Annotated in this window: 19 protein-coding genes; 17 read left to right on the forward strand and 2 right to left on the reverse strand. The window is 74.4% G+C overall.

Annotated elements, in window-relative coordinates:
* Positions 1–42 precede the first annotated feature (42 nt).
* The 12 genes from GYH36_RS06805 to GYH36_RS06860 all read left to right on the forward strand — a co-directional run bounded on the left by GYH36_RS06805 (position 43) and on the right by GYH36_RS06860 (position 14,093).
* Positions 43–1,140: a 3-oxoacyl-ACP synthase III family protein gene (locus GYH36_RS06805; protein ID WP_231492930.1), complete on the forward strand. Its 1,098-nt coding sequence runs from the start codon at positions 43–45 to the stop codon at positions 1,138–1,140.
* Positions 1,137–1,928: a glycosyltransferase family 2 protein gene (locus GYH36_RS06810; RefSeq protein WP_162289461.1), complete on the forward strand. Its 792-nt coding sequence runs from the start codon at positions 1,137–1,139 to the stop codon at positions 1,926–1,928. The genes GYH36_RS06805 and GYH36_RS06810 overlap by 4 nt, the downstream gene beginning before the upstream one ends.
* The gene (locus GYH36_RS06815) at positions 1,925–3,196 is read left to right on the forward strand and encodes a cytochrome P450 (RefSeq protein WP_203231651.1); all 1,272 of its coding nucleotides are present in this window, start codon (positions 1,925–1,927) and stop codon (positions 3,194–3,196) included. Before GYH36_RS06810 ends, GYH36_RS06815 begins: the two co-directional genes overlap by 4 nt.
* Entirely contained in the window at positions 3,193–4,944 is a 1,752-nt protein-coding gene (locus GYH36_RS06820; RefSeq protein WP_162289462.1) for a class I adenylate-forming enzyme family protein, read from the forward strand. Before GYH36_RS06815 ends, GYH36_RS06820 begins: the two co-directional genes overlap by 4 nt.
* A complete protein-coding gene (locus GYH36_RS06825; RefSeq protein WP_162289463.1) occupies positions 4,941–5,921 on the forward strand; it encodes an NAD-dependent epimerase/dehydratase family protein in 981 nt (326 codons plus the stop codon). The genes GYH36_RS06820 and GYH36_RS06825 overlap by 4 nt, the downstream gene beginning before the upstream one ends.
* A gap of 82 nt (positions 5,922–6,003) precedes the next feature.
* A complete protein-coding gene (locus GYH36_RS06830; RefSeq protein ID WP_162289464.1) occupies positions 6,004–6,537 on the forward strand; it encodes a hypothetical protein in 534 nt (177 codons plus the stop codon).
* Positions 6,538–6,610: 73 nt separating this feature from the next.
* Positions 6,611–8,479, forward strand: a complete 1,869-nt coding sequence (locus GYH36_RS06835; protein ID WP_162289465.1) for a glycoside hydrolase family 13 protein — start codon at positions 6,611–6,613, stop codon at positions 8,477–8,479.
* Between the two features lie 368 nt (positions 8,480–8,847).
* A complete protein-coding gene (locus tag GYH36_RS06840) occupies positions 8,848–10,761 on the forward strand; it encodes an acetolactate synthase large subunit (RefSeq protein WP_115942868.1) in 1,914 nt (637 codons plus the stop codon).
* Positions 10,762–10,817: 56 nt separating this feature from the next.
* On the forward strand, positions 10,818–11,342 hold the full coding sequence (ilvN, locus tag GYH36_RS06845) for an acetolactate synthase small subunit (RefSeq protein WP_024842107.1): 525 nt from the start codon (positions 10,818–10,820) through the stop codon (positions 11,340–11,342).
* A 105-nt stretch (positions 11,343–11,447) separates the two neighbouring features.
* Positions 11,448–12,473, forward strand: coding sequence for a ketol-acid reductoisomerase (ilvC, locus tag GYH36_RS06850; RefSeq protein WP_024842106.1), 1,026 nt, complete (start codon positions 11,448–11,450; stop codon positions 12,471–12,473).
* A 313-nt stretch (positions 12,474–12,786) separates the two neighbouring features.
* Positions 12,787–13,464 carry a cysteine hydrolase family protein gene (locus GYH36_RS06855; RefSeq protein ID WP_162289466.1) on the forward strand — a complete coding sequence of 226 codons (678 nt, stop codon included), beginning with the start codon at positions 12,787–12,789 and terminating at the stop codon, positions 13,462–13,464.
* A gap of 86 nt (positions 13,465–13,550) precedes the next feature.
* Positions 13,551–14,093 (forward strand): ASCH domain-containing protein, encoded by a 543-nt coding sequence (locus GYH36_RS06860; protein ID WP_024840687.1) that lies wholly within the window; start codon positions 13,551–13,553, stop codon positions 14,091–14,093.
* A 67-nt stretch (positions 14,094–14,160) separates the two neighbouring features.
* Here GYH36_RS06860 and GYH36_RS06865 read toward each other — a convergent pair whose 3' ends face one another.
* Positions 14,161–15,378, reverse strand: a complete 1,218-nt coding sequence (locus tag GYH36_RS06865) for an ROK family transcriptional regulator (RefSeq protein WP_162289467.1) — start codon at positions 15,376–15,378, stop codon at positions 14,161–14,163.
* Positions 15,379–15,508: 130 nt separating this feature from the next.
* Between GYH36_RS06865 and GYH36_RS06870 the strand changes: the two genes are divergently transcribed.
* Complete coding sequence (locus GYH36_RS06870) at positions 15,509–16,552, forward strand: 3-isopropylmalate dehydrogenase (RefSeq protein WP_162289468.1); 1,044 nt, start codon at positions 15,509–15,511, stop codon at positions 16,550–16,552.
* Between the two features lie 209 nt (positions 16,553–16,761).
* Complete coding sequence (locus GYH36_RS06875) at positions 16,762–17,895, forward strand: branched-chain amino acid aminotransferase (protein WP_024840691.1); 1,134 nt, start codon at positions 16,762–16,764, stop codon at positions 17,893–17,895.
* A 69-nt stretch (positions 17,896–17,964) separates the two neighbouring features.
* Here the strand turns inward: GYH36_RS06875 and GYH36_RS06880 are convergent, their stop codons facing one another.
* The gene (locus tag GYH36_RS06880; RefSeq protein WP_162289469.1) at positions 17,965–18,555 is read right to left on the reverse strand and encodes a hypothetical protein; all 591 of its coding nucleotides are present in this window, start codon (positions 18,553–18,555) and stop codon (positions 17,965–17,967) included.
* A 329-nt stretch (positions 18,556–18,884) separates the two neighbouring features.
* Between GYH36_RS06880 and cimA the strand changes: the two genes are divergently transcribed.
* The 3 genes from cimA to GYH36_RS06895 all read left to right on the forward strand — a co-directional run bounded on the left by cimA (position 18,885) and on the right by GYH36_RS06895 (position 23,195).
* Positions 18,885–20,543, forward strand: a complete 1,659-nt coding sequence (gene cimA / locus GYH36_RS06885; RefSeq protein WP_155098974.1) for a citramalate synthase — start codon at positions 18,885–18,887, stop codon at positions 20,541–20,543.
* 78 nt (positions 20,544–20,621) lie between these two features.
* Positions 20,622–21,671 (forward strand): lipoate-protein ligase LplAB, encoded by a 1,050-nt coding sequence (gene lplAB, locus GYH36_RS06890; RefSeq protein WP_024840694.1) that lies wholly within the window; start codon positions 20,622–20,624, stop codon positions 21,669–21,671.
* A 216-nt stretch (positions 21,672–21,887) separates the two neighbouring features.
* Positions 21,888–23,195, forward strand: coding sequence for a sugar ABC transporter substrate-binding protein (locus tag GYH36_RS06895; protein WP_024840695.1), 1,308 nt, complete (start codon positions 21,888–21,890; stop codon positions 23,193–23,195).
* The last annotated feature ends 55 nt before the right edge of the window (positions 23,196–23,250 follow it).

A 23,250-nucleotide genomic window follows, 5' to 3' on the forward strand; every position in this document is an offset into this window, starting at 1 on the left:
CGGCGGCCGTGGGAGGGGGCGCGCTTGGCTACTGTGTCGCGGGTGCCTGACAACTCTCCCGGGGCGGCGTCCCGCCCGCTCCTCGCACCGGCGCGCCCCGCGGCCGTGATCGCCGCCGTCGGGGTGCACCTGCCCGAGCGGACGGTCGACGTGCGCGAGGCCGAGCGCACGCTCGCCGCCCGCAACCCCGGCGCGGCCCCCCGCGTCCCCATGGTGTCCCGCCTCACGGGCGTGCGCCAGGTCCACGTCCTGCCCGACGACTGGGACGCGTCCGACCTCGCGGTCGCGGCGGCCGAGAAGCTCCTCGCGACCGAGGGCCTCGCGCCCGCGGACGTGGACCTGCTGCTCTTCGCGTCCGCGAGCCAGGACATGGTCGAGCCCGCGACGAGCCACATCGTTGCGGCGAAGCTCGGCGTGCGGTCCCCGGTCATGGACGTCAAGAACGCGTGCAACTCGGTGCTCAACGCGGTCGAGGTCGCCGAGGCGCTCATCGCGACGGGCCGCTACGGCACCGTGCTCGTCGCGTGCGGCGAGGCGCCGTCGCGCGCGGTGCGCTGGGACGTGCCGGACCGCGCCACGTACCTGCTCTCGGCGCCGGGGTACACGATGTCCGACGCCGGGGCTGCCGTCCTCGTGCGGCGCGCGACCCCGGCGGAGGCCGACGCGCGCGACGCCTCCGGGGCGCCCGCGCCCCGGGGCATCCTCGCGAGCGCGTTCGGCGCCGAGTCCACGCACTGGGACGTCGGCATGCTTCCCGGCGGCGGCACCGCCCACCCCCGCGACCTCGAGCGCACCTACTTCGAGATCGACGGCTCGCGCCTGCGGGACGCGTTCCTCGCGCTCGGGCCGGGCGTCGTCCTCGACGCGCTCGGCCGCGCGGGCCTCACGTGGGACGACGTCGCGCTCGTCGCGGTCCACCAGGTCGCCGTCGCGTACCTCGACGACGTGCACGCGGCCCTCGGCCTGCCCACCGGCCGCACGCTCGTCACCGTCGCCGACCACGGCAACGTCGCGTCCGCGACGCTCCCGCTCCAGCTCGCGACCGCGCTCGAGACGGGCCGCGTCGGCCCGGGCGACGTCGTCGTGCTCGTCGGCCTCGCGGGGGGCATCAGCATCGGCGCCACGGTGGTGCGGCTGTGAGCGCGCGCCGGTTCGCGGGGCACGTCACGGGGCCGCAGCGCCTCGCGGTCGTGGTGCCCGCGCGGGACGAGGCGCACGGGATCGTCGCGACGCTGGAGGCCCTGCGCGCGCAGCAGGACACCGACTTCGACCTCGTCGTGGTCGACAACGGGTCGTCGGACGGCACGGGGGACCTCGTCCGCGAGACCGCCGCGGCGTGGGGCATGACGCGGTGGCGCGTCGTCGAGGAGCCGCAGAAGGGCACGGGCGCGGCGGCCGACACGGGCATGCGCGCCGCGATCGCGGGCGGTGCCACGCACCTCGCGCGCACCGACGCCGACTGCCTGCCGCTGCCGGACTGGACGCGCCGCGTGCGCGCGGCGTTCGCGAGCGGTCACGACCTCGTCGCGGGGCGCCTCGTGCCGCGCACCGACGACCGCCCCGTCTCGCGCGTCCAGCAGGGCGTGCTGTCCGCGGCGGTGAGCGTCGCGAGCACGTTCGGGCGCTTCCGGCCCGGCAACCAGGACCCGTCCTACCTCGGCCCGTACGTCATGGCCCCGGGCTGCAACATGGCGATCACGGCCGAGCTCTACGAGAAGGCGGGCGGCTTCCCGCGCACCGCGATCGAGGACGTCCACGAGGACCGCGCGCTCGTCAACGCCGTGCGCCGCCTCACGCGCCGGTACGGCGCGCACCGCGAGGTCGTGGTGCGCGCGTCGACGCGTCGCGCGCACGCCTGGGGGCTCGTCCGCACGCTCGGCTGGTACGCGGACCATCGGTACCGCCCCGAGGTGGTGGACATCCGATGACGACGGCTGCCGCGCCGGTCGCGGCCGGGTCCGCGGCGCTCGCCGCGGCGATGCGCTGGGAGGAACGGGTCCAGCGCGGCGCCCATCCCGTCGTCTACCCGGCGATCCGGTCGCTGCGCCGCCGCGGGCCCGTCGTGCGCGTCCCGGGCATCGGCGTCGTCGTGTCCGACGCCGCGACCGCGCGCGCCGTGCTGCTCGACACCGAGCGCTTCACCAAGGTCGGCCCCGGCTCGCCGTCGGACCTGTGGACGCCCGTGCTCGGCCCGTCCGTGCTGCTCAACATGGAGGGAGCCGATCACGCGCGGCTCCGGCGGGCGCTGTCCGGGCTGTTCACGCCGCGCGCGGTGCGCGAGCTCGTCGCGGTGAGCGTGCCCGACGTCCTCGCCGGGCTCGCCCCGCGACTCCTCGCGGGCGAGCGCGTGGACCTCGTCGTGGAGACCGCGGCCATGGCGGGCACGGTCATCTGCGCCATGACGGGCCTGCCGCCGACCGACGCCGCGGTGCGCGATGCGATGACGGCCGCGCAGTCCGTCGTCGGCCTCGTGCGCCTGCACCGGCGCAGCCTCACGCCCGGGCAGGTGCGGCACGCGCGCGCCGTCCTCGCGCGCCTGTCGGCGCCCGCCCGCGACGCCTACCGCGACGGCGACCCCTCGACCGTTCCGGGGCGCATGCGCGAGCTCGGACTCTCGGAGGACGAGGCGCTGGGTGCCGTCGGCGCGTTCGTCCTCACCGGCACCGAGACGATCCAGTCCTTCGTGCCGCGACTCGTCGCGCTCACGGCGGACACGGGCTGGCTCCCCGCGCTCCTCGCGGGCGGGGGAGCCGACGACGCCGCGCTGCGTGGCCGGGTCGTCGAGGAGGCGCTGCGCGTCACCGCCCCGACGCCCGCGATGCTGCGCTCGGTGCGCACCGACGCCACCGTGGGCGAGGTCCGCGTGCGCGCGGGGGACCGGGTCGTGATCGCCACGGTCTCGTGCTGCAAGGACGCCGGGCCGTTCGACCCCGACGCACCCGTCGACCCGGCCGTCCGCCACCTCTGGTTCGGCGCCGGCCCGCACTTCTGCCTCGGCATGCCCCTCGCCATGGCGCAGGTCGACGCCGTCCTCGACGCGCTGCAGCCCGTCGCCGAGGTGGGGCGTGGCCTCGAGGTCGTGGAGCGCGCCGTCGCGCGCGGCGTGCTCATCCCCGCGTACCGCTCGCTCGTCGTCCGTGCCACGGTCGGCGGCGCGGACGCCACGCGGCGGCCGACCGCGCGGGAGGCGGCGTGACCACGCCCGACGACGCGACCCGCCACCTGCTCGCCCCGATCCTCGCGCGGGGCGCGCCCGGCCACGCGTCCGCGGACGCCGTCGCGCTGCGGCGCTGGACCCGCCCCGGGCGGCGCGGGGCCCGCGTGCGCGAGGAGACGACGTACGCCGACCTCGCGCGGCGCGTCGAGGCGACCGCGACGGCGCTCGCGGCCGACGGCCTCGCCCCGGGCGACCGTGCGCTGTTCTCCGTACGGCCCCGGCCCGCTGGCGTCGTGCTCGCGTTCGGCGTCGTGCGTGCCGGCGGCACGGTCGTGTTCGTGGACCCGGGTTCGACGCCCGAGCTCTTCACGGCCCGCGTGGGCGCCGCGGGGCCGTCGCTCGCGACGACCGAGTCGCTCCTGTACGCCGTCTCGCGCGGTCCGCTGCGCCGTCTGGCCCGGTCGCGCGGGCTGCTCCTGCCGGACTACGCGAGCCTGCCGCTGCGCCACGTGCACGCCGGGCCCTGGCTGCCCGGCGTCCCGCGCGGCTCGCGCGCGGCGCGCCGCCTCGCCGCGGGTCGCGTCGACCGCGACGCGCTCCCCGCGCTCGACCCGGGACGTGAGGCGCTCACCGTCTTCACGTCCGGCACGACGGCGCAGCCCAAGGCCGTCGTGCACACAGCCGGGTCGCTGCTCGCCGGGTGCGACCTGCTGCGCGACGTGTTCGCGCTCGCGCCGGGCGACGTCGTGCACACCGACCAGATGCTGCTCGGCGTCCCGGCGCTGCTCGCGGGCGCCACGTGGTCCGTGCCCGCCGACCCGCCGAGCCGCGACATCACGACGTTCGCGCGTCAGCTCGACGGTGCCGCCGGGACCTACCTCGTCCCGGCGGACGTCACCGCGCTGCTCGACGCGGTCGAGGGCGGCGTCGTGCCCGCGCGCGGCCCGCGCGTCGCGCTCGTCGGGGGCGCGCCCGTGACGCGGGCGCTCCTGGAGCGCGCCACGCGCGTGCTGCCCGGCACGCGGTGGGTCGCGGTGTACGGGATGACGGAGATCCTGCCCGTCGCGGTGGTCGAGGCGCAGGAGAAGCTCGCGCACGCGGGCGACGGCGACCTCGTCGGCGTCCCGCTGCCCGGCACGGTCGCGCGGCTCGACCCCGTGGAGGACGCGGACCCCGCCGACGACGGTGCCGTCGTCGGCGAGCTCGTGCTGTCCGGCCCGTCGCTCATGGCCGGCTACCTGCACGACCTCGACGCCCCCGCCCGCGGCGCGGGCCCGCGCGCCGCGGAGCACCGCACCGGCGACCTCGCGCGCCTCGACGGCCGCGGCCGGGTCGTGCTCGTGGGACGCACGCGCGACATGATCATCCGCGGCACGACGAACATCTACCCCGGCCTCTTCGAACCGCGTGTCGCTGCGCTCGACGGCGTGGCCGAGGCCCTGCTCGTCGGCGTGCCCCAGGTGGACGGCGACGAGCGCGTGGCGCTGGTCCTCACCGCGGCGGTGGACGCCCCGGGGCGCGACGACGCGGCGGCGCGCGGTCCGCGGGCCGACGACGGCACGGCGGTGAGACTCGACCCCGACCACCCGCTCGTCGCCCGCGTGCGCGCCGCGCTGCCGGACGTGCTCGACCACGACGCGCTGCCCGACGTCGTGCTCGTCGCCGACCGCGTCCCGCTCGCCGGGCGCTCCCGCAAGCCCGACCGGGCGGCGCTCGCGCGCGCCGCCGCACCGTTCGTCCCCGCGACGGCGGTCGCGGCGCGCTCCGCCGAGGGCGCGTCCGCGTGAGGGTCGTCGTCACCGGCGCGTCGGGGTTCGTCGGCGGCGCGGTCGCGCGCGGGCTCGTCGCGGACGGCCACGACGTGTGGACGACGTCGCGACGCGACGCCCGGGTCGACGGCGCCCGCCACCTCGCGTGGGACCTCACGGCGGGGCCGCTCGCCGACCCGCCCGCGGCGGACGCCGTCGTGCACGCGGGCGCCGCCGTCTCCGACTGGTGCGCGCTCGACGTCGCGCGCGCCACCAACGTCGACGGGACGCGCGCCGTGCGCGCGACCTTCCCGGGCGCACGGTTCGTGCACGTGTCCTCGGGCAGCGTGTACGACCCGTACCGGCCGAGCGTGCGGGCGCGCGAGCAGGAGGCGCCGGTCGGCCGGTACCTCGACGCCTACGGCGCCACGAAGGCGGAGGCGGAGCGTGCGCTCGCCCGCGACGCCGCACGCCACCCCGACCGCGGCGCCGTCGTCGTGCTGCGACCGCACGCCGTGTACGGGCCGGGGGACACCACGCTCCTGCCGCGCGTCGAGAGCGCCGTGCGACGGGGCCGCCTCGTCCTGCCCGGCGGCGGTCGCGTGCTCCAGTCGCTCACGCACGTGGACACGCTCGTCGGGGCGGTGCGCGCCGCCGTCGCGCTCCCGGACGCGACGGCGCGTGCGGGGCACGGGGGAGCAGGAGCGACCCGCGGGATCCTCGTCGCGAACGTCGCCGACGCCGAGCCGGTCGTGCTGCGCGACGCGCTCGTCGACGCGCTGCGCCGCCGCGGCACCGACGTCCGGGTCGTCGCCGTCCCCGTCCGTCCGGCGTGGGCGCTCGCGGGCGTGGTCGAGACCGTCGCGCGCCGCCTGCGCCGCCCGGAGCCGCCGCGTCTGACGCGGTACGCGCTCAGCCACCTCGCGCTCGAGCGCACCTACGACCTCGCCGTCCTGCGCGACGTGCTGGGCGTCGAGCCGGCCCCGACGTCGTTCGCGGGAGCCGGCTCGTGGTGAGCGTGCGCACGACGGCGGACGCCCCCGAACCGGGCCTGTGGACGACGGCGGAACGGGGTCTCCCGGCTGCTTGACTGGCGGAATGCACCGTTTCCTCCGTGGTCCTGTCGTCCTGCTCGCCGCCCTGACCCTCGCGGGGTGCGGGCTCCCGCGCGTCGCGGTGAGCGACGCGTCGAGCCCGTCGCCCGGGCCGGAGGAGCGGGTGACGGTCGACGGCGGACTGAGCCTCGTGGTGCCGGACGGGTGGGAGCCGGTCGGGGACGAGCTGCCCGACGGCGTCGTCTTCGCGGCGACCGCGGCGGACGACGACGAGCAGCAGCTCATCGTCTGGGCGGGCGACGCCGAGGTCGGGTCCGAGGACACGATGCTCTCCGTGGCCGTCGGCATCGCCCGGCAGGGCGGCGTCTGCGAGCGGCTCCACGACGACACGACCTTCGGGGCGCCGCGCCCCGTCGTCGACTGCTCGTTCGCCACGCCGGGGGCACCGCGCAAGGTGCTCGTCGGAGTGGCCGGCGGCGAGCGCTCGGCCATGGTCCTCGCCCAGCTCGACGGCGAGGACCTGGCGGACACCGCGGCGGTGCTCGGCCCGTTCCTCGACGCCGTCGCATGGACGTGACGACGCGTGCGGGCGCGCGTCGTCGGGCGCCGTCGGGCAGGGTGGGAGCAGGCACCACGCGAGAGGACGGGCGATGACGCAGGCTGCCAGGACCGCGACCGACGACGCACCGCGCGGCGGGTGGCCCGGTGCCGGGACACCGGGCGACGCGCCCTGGTGGACGCGGGCCGTCGTCTACCAGGTGTACCCGCGGTCGTTCCAGGACACCGACGGCGACGGCGTCGGTGACCTCCCCGGCATCACGCGCCGGCTCGACCACCTCGAGCGGCTCGGGGTCGACGTCGTGTGGCTGTCGCCGGTGTACCGCTCGCCGCAGGCGGACAACGGGTACGACATCAGCGACTACGAGGACGTCGACCCGCTGTTCGGGTCGCTCGCGGACCTCGACGCCCTGATCGAGGGCCTGCACGCACGCGGGATGAAGCTCGTCATGGACCTCGTCGTCAACCACACGAGCGACGAGCACCCGTGGTTCGTCCAGTCGCGGTCGTCGCCCGAGAGCCCGCGGCGCGACTGGTACTGGTGGCGCCCGGCGCGCCCCGGGATGGAGCCCGGGGCACCAGGGGCCGAGCCCACCAACTGGCGCTCGTTCTTCGGCGGCAGCGCGTGGCGGTTCGACCCGGCGTCGGGGGAGTACTACCTCCACCTGTTCGACTCCAAGCAGCCCGACCTCAACTGGGAGAACCTGGAGGTCCGCCGGGCCGTCCACGCCATGATGCGGCGGTGGCTCGACCGCGGCGTCGACGGGTTCCGCATGGACGTGATCAACCTGATCTCCAAGGACGTCGCGCCCGACGGCTCGCTGCCCGACGGCGAGGTGCACTGGGGCACGTACGGTGACGGGAGCCCGCACTACACCGACGGCCCGCGCGTGCACGAGTTCCTCGCCGAGATGCACCGCGAGGTGTTCGCCCCCTACCTCGCGCAGGGACGCGAGATCCTCACCGTGGGGGAGACGCCCGGCGTCACGGTCGAGCACGGCGTGCGCTACACGGACCCGGAGCGCCGCGAGGTCGACATGGTGTTCCAGTTCGAGCACATGGGCATCGACCACGGCGCGACGCGCTACGACCCGGTCCGGTGGCGGCTCGCGGACCTCAAGGCGACGCTCGGCCGCTGGCAGGCCGGGCTCGCCGAGCGCGGCTGGAACGCCCTGTACTGGGACAACCACGACCAGCCGCGCGTGGTCTCGCGCTTCGGCGACGACTCGCCCGCGCACCGCGTCGCGTCCGCGAAGGCGCTCGCGCTCCTGCTGCACCTGCACCGCGGCACCCCCTACGTGTACCAGGGGGAGGAGCTCGGCATGACGAACGCCCCGTTCACGCGGATCGAGCAGTACCAGGACGTCGAGTCGCTCGGCTACTTCCAGGAGCTCACGGGACGCGCCGGCGGGCCGCGCCTGCGGACCGACGGCGAGATGCTCGCGGTCCTTGCGCACGCGAGCCGCGACCACGCGCGCACGCCCGTGCAGTGGGACGCGACCGCGAACGCCGGGTTCACCACGGGCACCCCGTGGCTCGAGGTCAACCCGAACCACGTGACGATCAACGCCGAGGCGGCCTGGGCGGACGGCGGCTCCGTGCTGCACTTCTACCGCCTGCTCGTCGCGCTGCGGCACGACGAGCCGGTCGTCGCGCTCGGCGACTTCCGCATGCTCCTGCCGGAGCACGACGCGATCTACGCGTTCACGCGCGCGCTCGACACGCCCCGCGCGGACGGGACCGTGACGCGCGACGAGCTGCTCGTCGTCGTCAACGTCGGCGGCACGCCGCAGGAGGTCCCCGCCGACGTGCTCGCGGGGTGGCACGACGCGTCCGTCCTGCTCACGACCCACCCCGAGCGGGACGACGACGGCCGGTCGGGCGCCGTCGCGGACCTCGCCGCGTGGGAGGGCCTTGTGCTGCGCCGAATGCGCGACCTCGCTGCGCGTCCCAGTGCGTGAGACGGGCGCCTCGATACGTGACATCCCCGAAACATGGGCGTACAGTCCCATGCCGTGCAGACGATCCTTCTCGTAGTACTTCCTGAGCGCGCCGGCTGAGGCCACGCCACCAGGCTTCGTCAGCGCGCTCACCCCTCGTCCAGCCCGACATCCCGGGTTCGAGGGGTTTTTTGTTGCCACCACAACCCCACACCGACCGCGGACGGCCCCACCCCGGCCACCGCAGCGCCGCACCCCGCGAGACCCGCGAGGACCGGCACCGCACCCCGCGACCAGCACGACCCCACCACCCCGGGCGGCTCCGGCTCCCGGGGGCGCGCCCCCCCGGGGCGCCCGCCGGGCCGAGGCCACGACACGCAGGAGACACCATGGCCCAGGGACCCACCCCGGCACCTCCGCGACCGGGCGCCGCGGCGCCCGCACCCGCGGCGCCGAAGCCCGCCCCGACGCCCGCGTCCGTCGCCCCGCGCGGCGACGCCCGGCGCGCCGCGACGGCGCGTCCGGCCGGCGCGTCCGCCGGCGCCTCGCAGGGCGAGGAGATGACCGGCGCGCAGTCGATCGTCCGCTCGCTCGAGGAGGTCGGCGCCGAGGTCGTCTTCGGCATCCCGGGCGGTGCGATCCTCCCCACGTACGACCCGCTCATGGACTCCCAGCGCCTGCGGCACATCCTCGTGCGGCACGAGCAGGGCGGCGGCCACGCCGCGCAGGGGTACGCGCACGCGACGGGCAAGGTCGGCGTCACGATGGCGACCTCCGGCCCCGGGGCGACCAACCTCGTCACCCCGATCGCCGACGCGAACATGGACTCGATCCCGCTCGTCGCGATCACCGGCCAGGTCGGGGCGTCCGCGATCGGCACCGACGCCTTCCAGGAGGCGGACATCGTCGGCATCACGCTGCCGATCACCAAGCACAACTTCCTCGTCACCGACCCCGACGAGATCCCGCGCACCATCGCCGAGGCGTTCCACATCGCCTCGACCGGCCGCCCGGGCCCCGTGCTCGTGGACATCGCGAAGTCGGCGATGCAGTCCCGCACGACGTTCTCGTGGCCGCAGGACGTGCAGCTCCCGGGCTACCACCCGGTGACGAAGCCGCACAGCAAGCAGATCAAGGAGGCCGCGCGCCTCCTCGCGTCGGCGCGCCGGCCGGTGCTGTACGCGGGCGGCGGCGTGATCCGCGCCAACGCGTCCGCCGAGCTGCGCCGCCTCGTCGACCTGTCGGGCGCGCCCGTCGTCACGACGCTCATGGCGCGCGGCGCGGTGCCCGACACGCACCCGCAGAACCTGGGCATGCCGGGCATGCACGGCACGGTCCCCGCCGTCGCGGCCCTGCAGAAGGCCGACCTCGTCGTGTCCCTCGGCGCGCGCTTCGACGACCGCGTCACGGGCGCGCTGTCGAGCTTCGCGCCGCACGCGCAGGTGGTCCACGCGGACATCGACCCCGCGGAGATCGGCAAGAACCGCGACGTGGACGTGCCGATCGTGGGCGACCTCAAGGAGGTCATCTCCGACCTGCTGCCCGAGCTCGAGCGCGAGCACGAGGCGAAGGGCAAGCCGGACGTCGAGGCGTGGTGGCGCCAGATCGACGACTGGCGCGAGACGTACCCGCTCGGCTACTCCGAGCCGGAGGACGGCCACCTCGCGCCCCAGTACGTCATCTCGCGCCTGGGCGAGCTCTCCGGACCCGAGTCGATCTACGTCGCGGGCGTCGGGCAGCACCAGATGTGGGCCGCGCAGTTCATCCGCTACGAGCACCCCCGGACGTGGCTCAACTCGGGCGGCCTCGGCACGATGGGCTTCTCCGTCCCGGCGGCCATGGGCGCGAAGGTCGGCCGCCCCGACGCCACCGTGTGGGCTATCGACGGCGACGGCTGCTTCCAGATGACCAACCAGGAGCTCGCCACCTGCACGATCAACGAGATCCCGATCAAGGTCGCGCTCATCAACAACAGCTCGCTCGGCATGGTCCGGCAGTGGCAGACGCTGTTCTACGACCAGCGCTACTCCAACACCGACCTCCACACCGGCCACGGGACGGCGCGCGTGCCCGACTTCGTCAAGCTCGCCGACGCGTACGGGTGCGAGGGCATCCGCGTCGAGTCCATGGGCGAGGTGGACGCCGCGATCAAGCGCGCCATGGAGATCGACGACCGCCCCGTCGTCGTCGACTTCAACGTCTCGCGCGACGCGATGGTGTGGCCCATGGTCGCCGCCGGCGTCAGCAACGACGACATCCAGTACGCGCGGGGCATCTCGCCCGCGTGGGACCGAGAGGACTGAGCGCGGTGCGCCACGCAGCCTCGATCCGACCCCTGTCACGGGAGGACTGACCCGCCATGTCCCGCCACACCCTCTCGGTGCTCGTCGAGAACAAGCCCGGCGTGCTCACGCGCGTCGCCGGCCTGTTCGCCCGCCGCGCCTTCAACATCCACTCCCTCGCCGTGGGCCCCACGGAGCACGAGGAGATCTCGCGCATCACCGTCGTCGTCGACGTCGAGGAGCGCCCGCTCGAGCAGGTGACCAAGCAGCTCAACAAGCTGGTCAACGTCATCAAGATCGTCGAGCTCGACGCGGCCGCGTCCGTGCAGCGCGAGCTCCTGCTCGTCAAGGTCCGCGCCGACGGCGCGAACCGCACGGGCGTGCTGGAGGTCGTCAACCTCTTCCGCGCCAAGGTCGTCGACGTCGTGCCCGACGCCGTGACCGTCGAGGCGACCGGCACCGCCGACAAGCTCAACGCGCTGCTCGGGGCCCTCGAGCCCTACGGCGTGCGCGAGATCGTGAAGTCGGGGACCGTCGCCGTCGGGCGCGGGGCCCGCTCCATCACCGACCGCGCGCTGGAACGCGTGGTCCGCTCGGCCTGACCATCGCCTACCCTCGCACCGAGACCCCACGGGGCGTCGGTGCGCACCGGGCACGTCCCACCCCGCAGACACCGCACCCCCACCGAAGAACCGAGGAGATCCATCGTGGCTGAGCTGTTCTACGACGACGACGCCGACCTGTCCATCATCCAGAGCAAGAAGGTCGCGATCGTCGGCTACGGGAGCCAGGGCCACGCGCACGCCCAGAACCTGCGCGACTCCGGCGTCGAGGTCGTCGTCGCCCTGCGCGAGGGCTCGAAGTCCGTCGCGAAGGCCCAGGACGAGGGCTTCGAGGTGAAGTCCGTGGCGGACGCCGCCGCGTGGGCCGACCTGATCATGATCCTCGCGCCGGACCAGCACCAGCGCTCGATCTACAACGACGAGATCAAGCCGAACCTCGCCACGGGCAAGACGCTCGCGTTCGCGCACGGCTTCAACATCCGCTTCGGCTACATCGAGGCCCCCGAGGGCGTCGACGTCATCCTCGTCGCCCCGAAGGCGCCGGGCCACACCGTGCGCCGCGAGTTCGTCGCGGGCCGCGGCATCCCGGACATCATCGCCGTCGAGAAGGACGCGTCGGGCCAGGCCTGGGACGTCGCGCTGTCGTACGCGAAGGCGATCGGCGGCACGCGCGCCGGCGTCATCAGGACGACGTTCACCGAGGAGACCGAGACCGACCTCTTCGGCGAGCAGGCCGTCCTGTGCGGTGGCGTGTCGCAGCTCGTCCAGTACGGCTTCGAGACCCTCACCGAGGCCGGCTACCAGCCGGAGATCGCGTACTTCGAGGTGCTGCACGAACTCAAGCTCATCGTCGACCTCATGTGGGAGGGCGGCATCGCCAAGCAGCGCTGGTCCGTCTCCGACACCGCGGAGTACGGCGACTACGTCTCGGGCCCGCGCGTGATCGACGCGCACGTCAAGGAGAACATGCAGGGCGTCCTCGCGGACATCCAGTCCGGCGCGTTCGCCAAGCGCTTCATCGACGACCAGGACGCCGGCGCGCCGGAGTTCACCGCGCTCCGCGAGAAGGCCGCGCAGCACCCGATCGAGAAGGTCGGCAAGGAGCTGCGCTCGCTGTTCGCGTGGAAGCAGCAGGACGCCGACTACACCGAGGGCAGCGCCGCACGCTGACGCAGGCAGGGCGACGAAGGAGCCCTTGCCGTAGTCGGCGGGAGGTGCCTGCCCGACCGTGAGTACCGAGGGCAGCGCCGCACGCTGACCTGACTGTCGTCGCTCGTCTCGAGGAGGGGGCGGCGGCGCGCGCGATCGACCATCCGGCCTCGTTCCTCGGCCTCCCGCCCCCCCCCCCCCGCCGCCGCGCGCCCCCCCCCCGGGGGGGCCCCCCCCCGCCCCCCCCCCCCCCCCCCCTCCTCGTGCTGTCGGGCCGCCCGGCGTGGGGCACGCGACGGGCGACGGCACCATCTGGACCCGACGGAGGAGAGCGATGACGACGACGGCGGCTGCGACGCGGGACGAAGGGGTGGACCCGTTCCTGGCGCCGCACTGGGGGACGTCGGCCCTGCTGGTGATCGACACGCAGGTCGACTTCGCGGAGGGCGGCAGCACGCCGGTCGCCGGCACGCGGGCGGTCGTGCCGGGTCTCGTCTCGCTCGTCGAGGCGTACCGGCGCGCCGGGCGCCCCGTGGTCCACGTGGTGCGGCTGTACGACGGCGACGACGTGGACCGGGTGCGGCGCGCTGCGGTCGCGGCCGGGGCGCCCGTGGTGCGGCCCGGGACGCCGGGTTCCGCGATCCTCCCCGAGCTCGTGCCGCCGGGTGCGCCTCCGCTGGACCCGCCCACGCTGCTCGCCGGGCGTGCCCAGGAGCTGGGGCCGGACGAGGTGGCCCTGTGGAAGCCGCGGTGGAGCGCGTTCTACCGCACCCCGCTCGAGGAGCTCCTGAGCGAGCGGGGCGTCGACACGGTAGTCGTGGCGGGGTGCAACTTCCCGAACTGCCCGCGCGCCACGGTCACCGACGCGAGCGAGCGGGACCTGCGGGTCGTCGTCGTGCCGGACGCGGTGTCGGGGACGACGGAGGAGGGCCTCGCGCAGGTCGCGGGTCTGGGCGTGGTGCTGCGCCCGGTGCGGGACGTCGTCGCGGCGGTGGCGCGCGACGCGGGGTGACCGTGCGGGCTCTCGCGTCCGCGACACGACGGGGACGAATGGCGAGAGACCGGGCAGATCGCCCTCGGGTGCGCGACGATAGGGTCATGACCCGTGAAGCGGACGAGGGGGAGCCGGTGGCCGAGGACGTGACGGCTGTGGACGAGCGTGGGGCAGAGATCCTGGCGTTCTGGGAGCTGGCCCGGCCGAGCGCCGGGATGGCGCGCGTCGGTGTCGTCACCGGGACGACGGTGGCCGAGACGGTGCCGCCGCCGGCGTGGTCGTTCGGGGACAACCCGGCCTTGGCGGACGACCTGCTGGAGGCGGTGCTCACGGGCGAGAAGACCGCGACGTCGTCGGCCCTGTGGGAGTACGAGGACTCGGGGGAGCAGGTCCCGCGCGTCGGCGAGCTCTCCATCCTGCTCGACGGCCAGGGTCACCCCCGGGCGCTGATCCGCACGACGTCGGTGGAGATCGTCCCGTTCGACGAGGTCGACGCGGAGTTCGCGCGCGCCGAGGGGGAGGACGACCGCTCGCTCGAGGCGTGGCGCGCGGGCCACGAGACGTACTTCCGGCGCGTTCTCGAGCGCGAGTTCTCGCCCGACATGCCGCTCGTGTGCGAGCGGTTCGAGCTGCGCTACCCGCGCTGAGCGGGGTGAGCGGCGGCCCGCCGTGCCACGGTCGGCGGGCCACCGCTCGCGGGGCAGGTGAAGAGGTCTACCCCGGGACCGGGGGCGCGACGACCGGGTGGTCCGGTCGTCCTGCCGCGGCGAGCAGGAGGGTGCGCACGTCCTGCGCGACGACGGACCGGGCGCCGCGCAGGACGGCGAGCTCGGGGACGGCGCTCGCGACGACCGTCCCTGCACGCTGGTCGGTGGCGCGCAGCGCGGCGACCGTCGTCTCGGCGAGCGCCGCGCCGCACGCGACGCCCGTCGGTCCGCCGAGCACGACGGCGTCGGGCTCGAGGATGGCGACGACCGGCTGGAGCACGATCGCGACGCGCCGTGCGAGGTCCTCGACGAGGTCGTGGACGGCGGGGGAGCCCGCGTGCGCGCGGATCGCGTCGACCGCCGCGGCGTAGGGGGTCTCCTCGGTCACGCCGGGCACCCCTGCGCGCGCGCAGAGCTCGACGAGGCGCAGCCCGCCGACGAGGTCCTGGACGTTGACGGAGTCGTCGACGCCGGTGGCGGGCACGGGCAGGTAGCCGATCTCGCCGGCGCCGCCCGCGGTGCCGTGGTGGAGCCGGCCGTCGAGCCACGCGCCGAGACCGATGCCCTCGCCGAGCCACAGGAGCGCGAAGCTCTGCTCGTCGCGCCCGGCGTCGCGCTCGGCGATCGCCGCGAGGTTGACGTCGTTCTCGACGCGGACGCCGACACCCAGGACGTCCTCGAGGTGGCCGCGCAGGTTCTGGCGCGGCCAGCCGGGGAGCTCGCCGACGAGCGCGATGTCGCCCGTGCGGGGCGCGACGGCCGCCTGGACGCCGACGACGGCGGCCGCGACGCGCGCGACCGGGATGCCGGCGGCCGCGCACGCCTCGGCGCGCGCGGTGCGGACGTCGGCGGCCGCAGAGCGGTCGGGGCCCGAGGTGACCGTCGTCTCGCCGAGAGTACGCCCGAGCGCGTCCACGACGCTCGCGCGGACGCCGTCGGGCACGACGTCGAGAGCGAGCCCGACGAGCACGTCCGTGCGTACGGCGTACTGGGTGGCCTGGGGCCCGCGCGCCCCCTGGACGGACCCGGTCGGCTCGATGAGGCCGCTCTGCTCGAGCCGTGCGACGATCTGCGAGGCGGTCGGCCGCGAGACGCCCGTGCGGTCGCCGATCTGCGAGCGCGTGAGAGGGCCGGAGTCGAGCAGGAGCTCCAGCGCCGCGCGGTCGTTGATCGTGCGGAGCAGGCCGGGGGTCCCGGGGATCCTCGACGAGGTGGGCGCGGTCATGGCGGTCCTTCGACGGGCTTTAGGAAAGTTTCCTAATAGTGCCTGCCCGTGCCGTCTCGCGCAACTCGACTCGCGTCCGAGACGTGAGACTGCCGTCCCGAGGAGTGGTTGAGGGCGTAGGCTCGCCGGCATGACGCGCACCATTGATCTGGCAGTCGTGGCCGGCGACGGTATCGGTACCGAGGTCGTCGAGCAGGGTCTCGCCGTGCTCGAGGCGGCGGTGGCCGGCTCGGACGTGAAGGTCTCCACGACGCCGTTCGACCTGGGTGCGCGGCGCTGGCACGCGACGAGGGAGACGCTCACCGACGCGGACCTCGACGCGATCCGCGGCCACGACGCGATCCTCCTCGGCGCGATCGGCGACCCGAGCGTCCCGTCCGGGGTGCTCGAGCGCGGTCTGCTGCTCAAGCTGCGCTTCGCGCTGGACCACTACGTCAACCTGCGCCCGGGCAAGCTGTACCCGGGCGTGACGTCGCCGCTCGCCGACCCGGGCGAGATCGACTTCGTCGTGGTGCGCGAGGGCACCGAGGGCCCGTACGTCGGCAACGGCGGTGCGCTGCGCACCGGCACGCCGCACGAGATCGCGACCGAGGTCTCCGTGAACACGGCCTTCGGCGTCGAGCGCGTCGTCCGCGACGCGTTCGCCCGGGCGCAGGCGCGCCCGCGCAAGCACCTCACGCTCGTGCACAAGCACAACGTGCTCGTCCACGCCGGGCACCTGTGGCGACGCACGGTCGAGGCCGTCAACGCCGAGTTCCCCGACGTCACCACGGACTACCTGCACGTGGACGCGGCGACGATCTTCCTCACGACGAAGCCGTCGCGGTTCGACGTCATCGTGACCGACAACCTGTTCGGCGACATCCTCACCGACCAGGCCGCCGCGATCACCGGCGGCATCGGCCTCGCGGCGTCGGCGAACATCAACCCGGACCGCACCGCGCCGTCGATGTTCGAGCCGGTGCACGGCTCGGCGCCGGACATCGCGGGCCAGGGCAAGGCCGACCCCACGGCGACCGTCCTCTCGGTCGCGCTGCTCCTCGACCACCTGGGCCTCGGCGACGAGGCGAAGCGCGTCGAGGCGGCCGTCGCGGCCGACCTCGCCGAGCGGGGGAGCCGAGTACGCTCGACGGCCGAGGTGGGCCGCGAGCTCGCCGCTCGCGTCGCCGGCTGACACGCCGTCCGGGTCCGTCCAGGGCCCTGGCACCGGTTCGCCCGCAGTCCCCGCACCTCGGTCGTCATCGCCCCAGGACCGGATCCCTCCCGTTCTGACCCGGTGACGCCCCTGCCGTCGTCGTCCCCTCGCGCGGACGGCCGCACGAGCCGTACGGTCGTGGAAAACTAGGCGGAGACCACCCGGGTCGCCAGGTGAAAGGCCTCATGATGAGCACCCTCGCAGCGCAGCACCAGCCGTCGTCCTCGGAGGACGACCTCGTCGCCCTCTTCGACGTCCGCCCCACGGACTCGCCGACGCCGCCCGCCGAGCGCGAGGCCGCGATCGCGGCCCCGAAGTTCGGGACGGTCTTCACGGACCACATGGCGAGGATCAGCTGGAACTCGACCGACGGGTGGGTCGACCGCCGCATCGAGAAGTACGGCCCCCTGCTGCTCGACCCGGCGACCGCCGTCCTGCACTACGCGCAGGAGATCTTCGAGGGCATGAAGGCCTACCGGCACGCCGACGGGTCGGTGTGGACGTTCCGCCCGGAGGCGAACGCCGCGCGCTTCGCCCGCTCGGCGCACCGCCTCGCGCTGCCCGCGCTGTCGGTCGACGACTTCCTCGGCTCGATCACCGCGCTCGTGCGCACCGACGTGGACTGGGTCCCCACCGGCGACGAGGCGAGCCTGTACCTGCGCCCGTTCATGTACGCGTCGGAGGCGTTCCTCGGCGTGCGGCCGTCGCTCGAGGCCGAGTACCTCGTGATCGCCTCGCCCGTCGGGCCGTACTTCTCGGGCGGCGTGAAGCCCGTGTCGATCTGGGTGGACCGCGAGTTCAGCCGCGCGGGCGCCGGGGGCACCGGCGACGCCAAGTGCGGCGGGAACTACGCGTCGTCGCTGCTCCCGCAGGTCGTCGCGCAGCAGCACGGGTGCGAGCAGGTCTGCTTCCTGGACTCCGCGACGCGCACGTACCTCGAGGAGCTCGGCGGCATGAACGTGTTCGTCGTCAAGGCGGACGGCTCGGTCGAGACGCCCGAGCTCAGCGGGTCGATCCTCGAGGGCGTCACGCGCTCGTCGATCATCCGGCTGCTCACCGACCGCGGACACGACGTGGTCGAGCGCCGCATCCCGCTCGCCGAGGTGCTGGCCGGCATCCGCGACGGCTCGGTGACCGAGGTGTTCGCGTGCGGCACCGCCGCGGTCATCACGCCCATCGGGCGCCTCGCCGGCTCCGACTTCGACCTCACGATCGGCGGCGGCGAGGCCGGGTCGCTGACGATGACGATCCGCTCGGAGCTCACCGACATCCAGACGGGCCGCGCGGCCGACCGCCACGGCTGGATGCGCCGTCTCGCCTGAGCACGACCCGCACCGCACGACGGGCGCCACCTTCGCACGGGTGGCGCCCGTCGTCGTGCGGGCCGGGCGTCAGACGGTGCGCGGCCTCGCGACGATGGTCCGTCCCGCGACGCCCGCGAGCAGCGACCACACGGCGACGCCGATGAGCAGGTTGATGAGGCCGGAGAGGGCGGCCGCCGTCGTGTCGCTCGACCACGCGAACGGCAGCACGGCGATCACGACCACGACGAGGGCCATGATCCAGCCGAAGAACGCGCGCGGCCGTGGCGTGCTGAGGATGAGCAGGTGCAGCACGCCCGCGGCGAGCAGCGCGAGGATCGCGCCGTCGATCGCCCAGGCCGCCTGGCGCGACCCCGTGCCGAAGAGGTCGGGCGGCGGCACGAGCGTGATGTCGAAGATCCGCTCGAAGATGATCACCCCGAGCAGCCCGATGAGCGCCGCGACGAGCGCCGTCGCGGCCGCCCCGGCCCAGAAGCGGCCCGCCTCGACGCCGAGGCGCGGGTCCGCGGGGTTCATTGGCGTGCCCGGCGGCGGGAAGTCGCCGCGCGCCGCGGACGGCGGCACCGCGGGCGGCGGGGCCTGGCCGGGGACGGGTGGCTGCCCGTAGCGGCGCGTCGGGGGGTTCTGCGGGTCGTACCCGCCGGGTGTCGGGTCGCTCATCGTCACTCCTCGCTCGGACGCCGCCGGACGGCGGGCGGCTCAGTGGATGGACGCTCGTGTCCATCGTCGCGGAACCTGTGGCACCATGTGCCCTGTGACACACCTCGTCTCCCAGCTCATTATCGAGTAGCGCGCCCGGAAGCACCTTCCGGACGCGCAGACCTCCCGCACCCTCGGGGGGTCTTTTTGTTGCTGGGCACCACCCCCGCCCGGCGGCAGGCCGCCGGGCCTGAGGGCCTCACGAGGGCGACGACCCGGCGTCCTGGGAGAGACGGACCAGAACGGCGGGCGCACGGGCGCCCGCACGACGAACGGCAGGAAGAGGCACCATGACCTCGGCGACGACCCCCGCGACCGGCCACCGCGAGGCGCGGGTCTTCCACGTGTACGACACGACCCTGCGCGACGGCGCGCAGCAGGAGGGCATGAACCTGTCCGTCGCCGACAAGCTCGCGATCGCCCCGCTCCTCGACGAGCTCGGCGTCGGCTTCATCGAGGGCGGCTGGCCGGGCGCGGTCCCCAAGGACACCGAGTTCTTCCGCCGCGCCGCCAAGGAGCTCGACCTGCGCAACGCGGTGCTCGCGGCGTTCGGCGCGACGCGCAAGGCCGGGCTGCGCGCGTGGGACGACCCGCAGGTGCGCGCGCTCGTGGACTCCGAGGCGCCGGTCGTGACGCTCGTCGCCAAGTCCGACGTGCGGCACGTCGAGCGCGCGCTGCGCACGACGCCCGACGAGGGCCTCGCGATGATCACCGACACGGTGTCGTTCCTCGTGGGCGAGGGTCGCCGGGTCGTGGTGGACGCCGAGCACTTCTTCGACGGGTACCGTCACGACGCCGCGTTCACGCGCTCCGCGGTGCAGGCCGCGTTCGAGGCGGGCGCGGAGGTCGTGGCCCTGTGCGACACGAACGGCGGCATGCTGCCGACGTGGGTCGCCGAGATCGTCGAGGAGCTGCGCGACGCCGTGGGCCTGCCGCACGGGCGGGACGCGCTGCCGGGCGACACGCTGCTCGGCATGCACGCCCACAACGACTCCGGGTGCGCGGTGGCGAACACGCTCGCGGCCGTGGAGGCGGGCGCCGCGCACGTGCAGGGCACGGTCAACGGCTACGGCGAGCGGACGGGCAACGTCGACCTGCTGACCGTCGTCGCGAACCTCGAGCTCAAGCACGGGCTGCGCACCCTCACGGGCGAGGGGCTCGAGGAGGTCACGCGCATCTCGCACGCGATCAGCGAGATCACCAACATCTCCCCGTACGCGCGCCAGCCGTACGTCGGCGCGAGCGCGTTCGCGCACAAGGCGGGCCTGCACGCGAGCGCGATCAAGGTCGACCCGGACCTGTACCAGCACATCGACCCGACGGCGGTCGGCAACGACATCCGCATGCTCGTGTCGGACATGGCGGGCCGCGCGTCGATCGAGCTCAAGGGCCGCGAGCTCGGGTTCGACCTCTCGGGTCAGGGCGACCTCCTCACGCGCGTGACGAACCGCGTCAAGGACGACGAGGCGCGCGGCTACACGTACGAGGCCGCGGACGCGTCGTTCGAGCTGCTGCTGCGCGAGGAGCTCACGGGCGAGCGGCCGCCGTACTTCCGCGTCGAGAGCTGGCGCACGATCGTCGAGCGCGCCGGCTCGCGCGGTACGGAGGCGACGGCGGAGGCGACGGTCAAGCTGCACGCCGGCGGCGAGCGCATCGTCACCACGGGCGAGGGGAACGGGCCGGTGAACGCGCTCGACCACGCGCTGCGGCTCGCGCTCGGCCGCGTCTACCCGGAGATCGACGTGTTCGAGCTCATCGATTTCAAGGTGCGCATCCTCGACACCGAGCAGGGCACGGACGCGGTCACGCGCGTGCTCATCGAGACGACGGACGGGTCCACCTCGTGGTCGACGGTGGGCGTCGGGCCGAACCTCATCGAGGCCGCGTGGGAGGCCCTGACGGACTCCGCGATCTACGGCCTGGTGCACGCGGGCGTCGACCCGCGCTGACCGGCCCGTGACCTCGCCGTCTCGCCCGGTCGGCGCCCCGCGCCCCGAGCCGACGGCGGGCGGGCTTAGGGTGGTCGGGTGCGTGGTGAGTACAAGGTCCCCGGTGGCAAGCTCGTGGCGGTCGACGTCGAGGTGGAGGCCGGGCGGCTCGCCCGCGTCGCGGTGAGCGGCGACTTCTTCCTCGAGCCGGACGACGCGCTCGAGGACATCGACGGCGCGCTGACGGGCATGCCGGAGACGGCGACGGTCGCGCAGCTCGCGAGCGCGGTGCAGGGCGCGCTCGGCGACGACGTGACGATGGTCGGCTTCTCGCCCGAGGCGGTCGCGATCGCGGTCCGCCGTGCGCTGGGGCACGCGACCGGCTGGAGCGACCACACGTTCGAGATCGTGCACGAGGGGCCCGAGGAGCCCGCGATGCACCTCGCGCTCGACCAGGTGCTCACCGAGGAGCTCGACGCGGGCCGCCGCGGCCCGACGCTGCGGATCTGGGAGTGGGCCTCGCCCGCGGTGATCATCGGGTCGTTCCAGTCCCTGCGCAACGAGGTCGACCCGGAGGGTGCCGAGCGCCACGGGGTGACGGTCGTACGCCGCATCTCGGGCGGCGGGGCCATGTTCGTCGAGCCGGGCAACACGATCACGTACTCGCTGTACGTCCCGGGCTCGCTCGTCGAGGGCCTGAGCTTCGAGCGCTCCTACGCGTTCCTCGACGACTGGGTGCTCGGCGCGCTCGCCGAGCTCGGTGTCGAGGCGACGTACAAGCCGCTCAACGACATCGCCTCGCCGGCGGGCAAGATCGCCGGCGCGGCGCAGAAGCGCCTGCGCGGGGGAGCGGTGCTCCACCACGTGACGATGGCGTACGACATCGACGCGGACAAGATGCTCGAGGTGCTGCGCATCGGGCGCGAGAAGCTCTCCGACAAGGGCACGACGAGCGCGAACAAGCGCGTGGACCCGGTGCGGTCGCAGACGGGCATGGCCCGCGAGGACGTCATCGAGGCGTTCAAGGCGCACTTCCGGTCCCGGTACCGCACGGTGGAGGGCAAGGTCACGCCCGAGGAGCGCGAGCGCGCCCAGGAGCTCGCCCGGACGAAGTTCTCGACGCCGGAGTGGACCGCGCGCGTCCCGTGACGCGCCCGGGTCCGCCACGGGTCCCGGTGATTGTTAAGAACGTGCAACATCTGTCGCCCTGGCTTCCGTTCGCGCGGGCGTGGCAGTAATCTTCACGCATACGTCCACTGATGGAAGTAAGTTTCACACCGCGCGAGCCGACCGGCCTGCGCGGCCCCGTCAGGGCACACGACCCGGCCGTCCCCCCCGCGGCCGACAGAAAGGAAGTGTCACGGCATGCAGCGACGCAGCACGGTGGCCGTCACGGGCACCCTCGTCCTCGCGCTCGGCCTGGCCGCGTGCGGCTCCGGTGGAGGGTCCGGCTCCGAGACGACCGGTGGTGACGAGGCCACCGACTTCTCGGGCGAGACCCTCACCGTCTGGATCATGGAGGGCACCAACCCCGACGCCGACGCGTTCTTCGACGAGGTCACGGCCGCGTTCGAGGAGGAGACCGGCGCCGACCTCCAGATCGAGTTCCAGCCGTGGGCCAGCGCCCACGACAAGTTCACGACCGCGATCGCGGGCGGCACGACGCCCGACGTCGCCGAGGTGGGCACCACTTGGACCGGCGAGTTCGCCGACGTCGGCGCGCTCGCCGACCTCTCCGACCGCATCGCCGAGGCGGGCCTCGAGGACGACCTCGTCCCGGGCCTCGTCGAGTCCGCGACGCTCGACGGCGGCGTATACGGCATGCCGTGGTACGCGGGCGTGCGCTCGGTCGTCTACCGCGCCGACCTCTTCGAGGCCGCGGGCATCGAGGCCCCGACGTCGTGGGACGAGCTCGTCGCCGCGGCGGACGCGCTCAAGGCCGCGAACCCCGAGATCATCCCGTTCCCGGTCGCCGGTGACAGCCAGTACGGCGCGATGCCGTTCATCTGGGGCGCGGGGGGCGACCTCGCGGTGCAGGACGGCGACACCTGGACCTCCGAGGTGAACTCGCCCGAGTCGGTCGAGGGCCTCGAGTTCTACACCGGCCTCGCGACCGAGCACGGGTTCTCGACGGCCGCGGCCACGACGTGGAAGGAGACGGACCTCCTCGCCGCGTTCGAGCAGGGCCAGGTCGGCATGATGATCTCCGGGAGCTGGACGCCGGGCAAGATCGTCTCCGACGTGCCGGACATGGAGGGCAAGATCGGCGCCTTCCCGATCCCCGGCCAGACCGAGGGTCTGTCCGACTCGTTCCTCGGTGGCTCGCACCTCGGCGTGTTCGAGGCGTCCGAGAAGCAGGACCTCGCGTGGACGTTCGTCGAGATGATGACCACCGGCGAGTTCGCCGAGGCGTGGGGCCAGCAGTCCGGCTACTTCCCGGGCCAGACGTCGCTCCTCGAGAAGGTCATCCAGGAGGACGACCCGATGGTCGCGCCATTCGCGCAGCAGATGGTCGAGGCCGGGCGCTCCGTCCCGGTGACGCCGCTCTACGGGCAGATCCAGGGCAAGAAGACGCTCGAGACGATGCTCCAGTCCATCCTCTCCGGCAGCGCCACCGTCCAGGAGGCGGCGGACACCGCGGCCGCCGACATGGACGAGACGTTCGGCTCCTGAGCCGACGCGTCCGGCCGCGGGCCCCCCCCCCCCGGCCCGGCGCCCCCCCCCGCCG

Origin of the sequence: Cellulosimicrobium composti, assembly GCF_010287905.1 — a bacterium.
In the GTDB taxonomy this organism is placed as follows: domain Bacteria; phylum Actinomycetota; class Actinomycetes; order Actinomycetales; family Cellulomonadaceae; genus Cellulosimicrobium; species Cellulosimicrobium composti.